Raw genomic sequence first — 1,188 nt, forward strand, 5'->3', positions numbered from 1 at the left:
GGGGGGACTATGCGATTCTGATGGTGCTGCTGTTTCCTGCCGTGGGCGCAGGCATTGCCTGGGCGGGCTGGAAGATGCGCAGCAACTATCGGTTTTTCGGTCCCACCCCGCTGGAACTGGACCCGGAACCCGGCCATGCCGGTGGTCAGGTAGGGGGCGCCATCCACTTGGGCAAGGCGTTGTCCCGTGACACAGATATGGATGTGTGGCTGAGCTGCATCCGTGGCAGGGAGAGCGGCAGCGGCAAGGACCGCAAGACCGTGGAAGACATCCTCTGGCAGACCGACCAGCGCGCCCTGTGCCAGCCCACCCAGCAGGGCAGCGATATCCTGTTCTGTTTCGATGTGCCGGCGGAACAGCCGCCGTCATCCGGTAGCGGTCGCAATTATATCTGCTGGCGAGTCGAGCTGGAGGGCATGGTTGAAGATCGCAAGCTGAAACGCAGCTGGGATATCCCGGTAGTGGCAGGAGAGGGCGAGAGCCGTTTCCGGCTGCCGGAGTCCCACGTCATGGCCGACCAGCGCGAGCGGCAGGTGGAGGCACTGGAATCCGCCAATGAGCAGATACGGGTGGAGCAGACCAGCCAGGGCCTGCATCTGCAAAGCCGTCCGGGCCGCCACCTGGGGATGAAACTGGCGCTGCTGGTGTTTGGTGGCATTTTCGCCGCCGTGGGCACCGGGCTGTTTATCGCCGCCGCCAGCGAAGGCTTTATGTTGTACTTCATGGGCAGCATTTTCGGGCTGATCGGCTATCTCATTGTGGGGATCACCGTGTTCACCCTGGGCAGGGGGCTGGATGTGTGGATTCGCGGTGGCGAAGTGCGCAGCCTGCGTCGCTGGCTGGGAATCCCCGTGTTTACCCGCAAGGGCCAGTTGCTGCGGGCAGAGCAAGTGGTGCTGAAGACGGGCATGAGCAGCACCAGCAATGGCCGCCAGACCGAGTACATGGCGTTGATCGCCGAGATCGATGGCAAAAAGATTCGTTTGGCTGAGGGCATTGCCGGGCGCGAAGCGGGGGACGCCTTACGTGAGGCCGTGCTGCGCACCCTGCGACTGGTGTAAACTGTCCGCAAATCTGAATCCTTGATGTAGGAGCGTGCTTGCACGCGAACCCTTGCCCAGCCTGGTTCGCGTGCAAGCCCGCTCCTGCAGCCAAAGGGGCGATCCAGTACCCCGATAAGGTGCGAGA

The 1,188-nt window shown here is 62.8% G+C and carries 1 pseudogene; it reads left to right on the forward strand.

What is annotated here, in order from left to right:
- Nucleotides 1-1,061: pseudogene (locus A3754_RS26860) on the forward strand (DUF3592 domain-containing protein); the annotation flags it as partial.
- Between the last annotated feature and the right edge of the window lie 127 nt (nucleotides 1,062-1,188).

This window comes from Alcanivorax sp. HI0083 (assembly GCF_001635175.1).